The 4,672-nt window shown below is 72.3% G+C and carries 5 protein-coding genes; 3 read left to right on the plus strand and 2 right to left on the minus strand.

The window, feature by feature from the left end:
• The 3 genes from GTW08_RS22975 to GTW08_RS22985 all read left to right on the plus strand — a co-directional run.
• On the plus strand, positions 1-257 hold a 257-nt coding region (locus GTW08_RS22975; protein WP_237454091.1), incomplete at its 5' end, for an enoyl-CoA hydratase/isomerase family protein.
• A 59-nt stretch (positions 258-316) separates the two neighbouring features.
• Entirely contained in the window at positions 317-1,060 is a 744-nt protein-coding gene (gene fabG, locus GTW08_RS22980; RefSeq protein ID WP_073575185.1) for a 3-oxoacyl-ACP reductase FabG, read from the plus strand.
• Positions 1,057-1,524, plus strand: coding sequence for a MaoC family dehydratase (locus GTW08_RS22985; protein ID WP_073575186.1), 468 nt, complete (start codon positions 1,057-1,059; stop codon positions 1,522-1,524). Before fabG ends, GTW08_RS22985 begins: the two co-directional genes overlap by 4 nt.
• A 164-nt stretch (positions 1,525-1,688) precedes the next feature.
• Here the strand turns inward: GTW08_RS22985 and GTW08_RS22990 are convergent, their stop codons facing one another.
• Together GTW08_RS22990 and GTW08_RS22995 are read right to left on the minus strand one after the other, a co-directional pair.
• Positions 1,689-2,828 carry an ABC transporter substrate-binding protein gene (locus GTW08_RS22990; protein ID WP_073575187.1) on the minus strand — a complete coding sequence of 380 codons (1,140 nt, stop codon included), beginning with the start codon at positions 2,826-2,828 and terminating at the stop codon, positions 1,689-1,691.
• 46 nt (positions 2,829-2,874) lie between these two features.
• On the minus strand, positions 2,875-4,620 hold the full coding sequence (locus GTW08_RS22995) for an ABC transporter permease (RefSeq protein ID WP_083658398.1): 1,746 nt from the start codon (positions 4,618-4,620) through the stop codon (positions 2,875-2,877).
• Between the last annotated feature and the right edge of the window lie 52 nt (positions 4,621-4,672).

A 4,672-nucleotide genomic window follows, 5' to 3' on the forward strand; every position in this document is an offset into this window, starting at 1 on the left:
CGGCCGACGCCGGCCTGGTGAGCGAGGTCGTCCCCGCCGGGACGGCGACGGCGCGGGCCACAGAGATCGCCGCGCGGCTGGCGGCCGGGCCCCGCGGGTCGAACGCCCTGACCAAGCGTCTCGCGGCCCGCGCCCACGCGGGTCTGGCCGACTTCCTCGCCTCGGAGCGGGTGGCCGTGTCGCTGGCAGGCCAGGGCCCGGACGCCGCCGAGGGCCGGGCGGCCTTCACCGAGCGCCGCGAACCCCGCTTCACCTGACTCCCCCGGGCGCCGTGGCCCCGCCACGCGACCGGGAACCGACCAGAGAGAGGACCGGAATGACCGCACTGCTGGAGGGCCGCACCGCCGTCGTGACGGGTGGTGCCCAGGGCATCGGGCTCGCCATCGCCCGCACCTACGTCGCCCACGGCGCCCGCGTCGTGCTCGGCGACCTCGACGAGGCGGCGGCCCGCGCCGCCGCGAAGGAGCTCGGCGGCGAGGAGGTCGCCGTCGGCGTCCGCTGCGACGTCGTCTCCGCCGAGGAGGTCGCCGCGCTGATCGACACCGCGGTGACGACGTTCGGCTCGCTCGACGTCTTCGTCAACAACGCGGGGATCACCCGCGACGCCACGATGCGCACCATGTCGGAGGACGACTTCGACCTGGTGATCCAGGTCCACCTCAAGGGCACCTGGAACGGCACCCGGCTCGCCGCCGCACGGATGCGGGAGCAGAAGTCCGGCGCGATCGTGAACATCAGCTCGCTGTCCGGGAAGGTCGGGATGGTCGGGCAGACCAACTACTCGGCGGCGAAGGCCGGGATCGTCGGGCTCACGAAGGCCGCAGCCAAGGAGATGGCCCACCACGGCGTACGGGTCAACGCGATCCAGCCGGGACTGATCCGGTCGGCGATGACCGAGGCGATGCCGCAGAAGGCGTGGGACCAGAAGATGTCGGAGATCCCGATGCAGCGGGTCGGCGAGATCGACGAGGTCGCGAACGTGGCGCTGTTCTACGCGTCGTCGCTCTCGTCGTACATGACGGGCACGACGGCCGAGGTCACCGGCGGGCGGTTCATGTGACGGGCGGCCCGCTCGTCGTCTCCACCCGGGACGGGCTCGACGCCGCGATCGGCGCCGAGCTCGGCCCGGGGCCGTGGACCACCGTGGACCAGGACCGCATCGACGCGTTCGCCGCGGCGACCGGGGACCACCAGTGGATCCACGTCGACCGCGAGCGGGCCGCGTCCGGGCCGTACGGCCGGACGATCGCGCACGGCCAGCTCACGCTGTCGCTGATCTCCGCGCTGGCCGGCGACCTCTACCGGTTCGAACTGGGGACGGCGCGGCTCAACTACGGCTGGGACCGGGTCCGCTTCCCGGCACCGGTCCCGGTGGGGTCCCGCATCCGGCTGCACGCGACGGTCGCGAACGCCGAGCCTCGCGACCGCGCCGTCCTCGTCGCGATCGACGTCACCGTGGAGCTGGAGCACTCACCCCGCCCGGCATGCGCCGCAAGCAAACTCTCCCTGATCCTCCTGGACTGAGCACCGACCACGACCCGCTCACCGGTCCCGCCGGCGCTCGCCCGATCGCGTGCGCGTCGACGGAACCGGTGATCGTCCGCGGGGTGGTCGGGCAAGGCCGGCGGGGCCGGGACAGCAGACGCCCCGGTCCTGTCGGACCGGGGCACCCCGTGGGGTGGACCGGGTCAGCCGTTGAAGCCGAAGGTCTGGTTCCAGCGCCGGACGGTGTCGGCGCCCTCGGTCTCCGCCTGCTCCGGGGTGTAGACGACGAACGACGGGTCGTCGGCCTTCGGGAGCCGGTAGTCGCCGGTCGGGACCTGCTCGATGTCGGTGCGGGCCCCGATGAACCCCTGCGCGGCGGCGAACTGCTGGCCCGACGTCGACCAGGTCCAGTTCATGAACAGCTTCGCGGCCGGGCTGTCCTGCCCGGTGCTGGTCAGGCCCTGCATGTTGAAGGTGCCGGACACGCCCTCCTCGGGCACGACGAGCTTGATCGGCGCCCCGGAGCGCTCCGCGCCGTAGGTGCTGTTGAAGCCGGCTGTCGCGATCTCGATCTCGCCGCGGGCGAGTGCCTCCAGCTGCACCGAGGTGGTGTCGAAGATCCGCGGTTGCTGCGCGGCGAGCCCGGCCCAGTAGTCCGGCCCGATGACGTCCTCCTGGAACGCGGCCAGGCCCTGCACGGTGCCGCCCGCCCCGGCGTTGACGACGCCCATGCGGCCCTTCCACCGCGGGTCCAGCAGGTCGTTCCAGCTGGCGGGGACGTCCCCGCCCTCGACGGCCCGGTCGTTGTAGGCGAAGGCGTAGGCCGAGTAGTACGACGTGTAGTAGGCCCCGCCGGCCCACGTCACGTTCTCGGTGCCGGTCAGCGTGTCGTGGGTCGGCATCTCGGTGTAGGGCACGAACACGTCCTGCTCGGCGAGGCCCTCGGCGAGCAGCGGGTCGGTGATGGTGACGACGCCCGCCGACAGCCGCCCGGCCCCGGCCTCGCTGAGCACCCGCTCGTTGAGCTTCGCCGACGGCATCCGCGTCACCTCGACCCGGACGCCGGTCTCCGCGGTGAACCGGTCCGCGGTCAGCTCGGCGCTCTCGCTGCCGGACCCGGTGAACCAGACGAGCGTGTCGCCGCGGGCGGCCTCCAGCAGGGCGGCGTCGGCGACCTGCTCGCCGTCGACGACGAGGCCGTTCGCGTCGTCCACGGCGGGCAGCGCGAGCATCCCCTCGGTGACGGTGTCGGTGCCGCCGCCACCTCCCCCGCCGCAGCCTGCGAGCAGCAGGCCGCCCGCCGCGAGCGCGGCGACCAGGCCGCTCGTGCGTGTCCTCTTCATGGGTCAGCTCCTTTGCCGGGACGGACGCCGTCGTCCGCCGGTGTGACTACCGCGCGAGGCGGCGGGGGATGTAGGACAGGACGAACATGAAGGCGGTGTAGATGACGCTCATCGCCGCGGCCTCGCGCAGCGCGCCGCCGTTCTCGAAGGCGTCGTAGATCGCGATCGAGAGGATCTCGGTGTCGCTGGTGTAGAGGAACAGCGGCACCGTCAGCTCGCGCATGCTGAGCATGAGCAGCAGCAGGAACGTCGACAGCAGGCCCACCTTCATCAGCGGCACCGTGACGCTCGTGACGGCACGGGCCCGGGAGGCCCCGAGCATCACCGCGGAGTCCTCGAGGTCCCGGTCGGTGGCGAGGATCGACGACGCCACGCCCCGGAACCCCTGCGGCGACTGCACCGCGAGGAAGGCGATGACCAGGACCGCGAGGGTGCCGTAGAGCGGGACCGGCATGACCAGCCAGGTCCACAGCAGACCCATGCCGAGCACGACGGCCGGCAGCGCGAGGGGGATCATCGAGATCCCCTCGACCAGCGACCGCCCGGTGGACCGGGTGCGGTAGACGAGGTAGCCGCACAGGAACGCCAGCACCACGCCGGCGCTCGCCGCGAACACGCTCACGACGAGGCTGTGCCAGGCCGCCTCCTGGAAGCTCGACGAGACCAGCACGTCGGAGAACGAGCTGAAGTCGAGCCCGCCCGGCTCGGCGAGCTGGGTCAGCGAGGTCAGGTAGGGCGAGCTCTGACCGGCGACGGTCACGAGCGCCAGCACCGGCAGCACGATGGACAGGAAGAAGAAGCCGAGCACGGTGGCGAACACCGGGATACGGGCCCGGCCGAGGGCGACCTTCTTCTGGCGGACGCCCTTGCCGGTGACGGTGGTGAACGACCGCTTCGCCAGCATCCGCTGCTGCAGCCAGGTGGCGAGCAGCACGACGGCGACGAGCACGACCGCGATCGCGGCGCTCTCGTTGCCCCGTGAAGGGCTGGTGTTGAGCAGCCGGAAGATCAGCGTCGGGAGGGTGTCCACCCCGCCCGGGGTGCCCAGCACCTGGGCGACCGGGAAGTTCTCGAAGACCAGGATGAAGGTCAGCATCGCCGAGCCGATGAGCGCCGGGGTGGCGAGCGGGAACGAGACCAGGCCCAGCATCCGGCGCGACGTGGCGCCGTGCACCCGCGCGGCCTCCTCCAGGTCCGGGCTCATCATCGACATCGCGCCGTGCACCAGCAGGAAGGTGTAGGGCGAGTAGTACATCGCGAAGACGACGATCATCCCCGGCACCGAGTACATGTCCAGCGGCAGGGAGAGTCCGAGATCGGCCTGCGCGATGTTGAGCAGGCCGGCGTTGGGGCTGCCGAGCATGGACCAGGCCAGCGCGCCGACGTAGGACGGCAGGAAGATCGGCATCAGGCCGACCAGGTAGACGAAACGCGGGACCGGGATGTCGCTGCGCGCGGCGAGGAACGCGAGGGACCCGCCGATGAGGCAGGCCAGCGCCGTCGAGACGACGCCGATCACCATCGAGTTCCCGAACGCCGTCAGTGTCTGCGGGTCGGTGAACACCCCGAAGTTGCCGAGCGTGAGGTCCCAGGTGATGTTCCCGGGGCGGGGGACGTCGACGCTGAACGCCGCGAGCAGCACCATCGCGGCCGGCAGCACGATGAGCACCGCCAGCACGACCAGGACGAGCACGGTCGGCAGCCGGAGGCGGCGCCGCGCCGTGCGTGCGCGCGGCGGGGGCGCCGCGGTCTCTCCCACGCCGGTGCGGGGCGGCTCCTGGAGGATCGCCACGGCTCAGCCCTCCCGGGTCGCGGCCGCCGCGACCGGCCGGTCGTGCGACGTC

Source organism: Pseudonocardia sp. SID8383 (assembly GCF_009864975.1).
GTDB classification, from domain to species: Bacteria; Actinomycetota; Actinomycetes; order Mycobacteriales; family Pseudonocardiaceae; genus Pseudonocardia; species Pseudonocardia alni.

Excerpts from the sequence above, each read along its gene's own strand:
- fabG (WP_073575185.1), top strand. The coding sequence starts at position 317 with ATGACCGCACTGCTGGAGGGCCGCACCGCCGTCGTGACGGGTGGTGCC.
- GTW08_RS22990 (WP_073575187.1), bottom strand. The coding sequence starts at position 2,828 with ATGAAGAGGACACGCACGAGCGGCCTGGTCGCCGCGCTCGCGGCGGGC.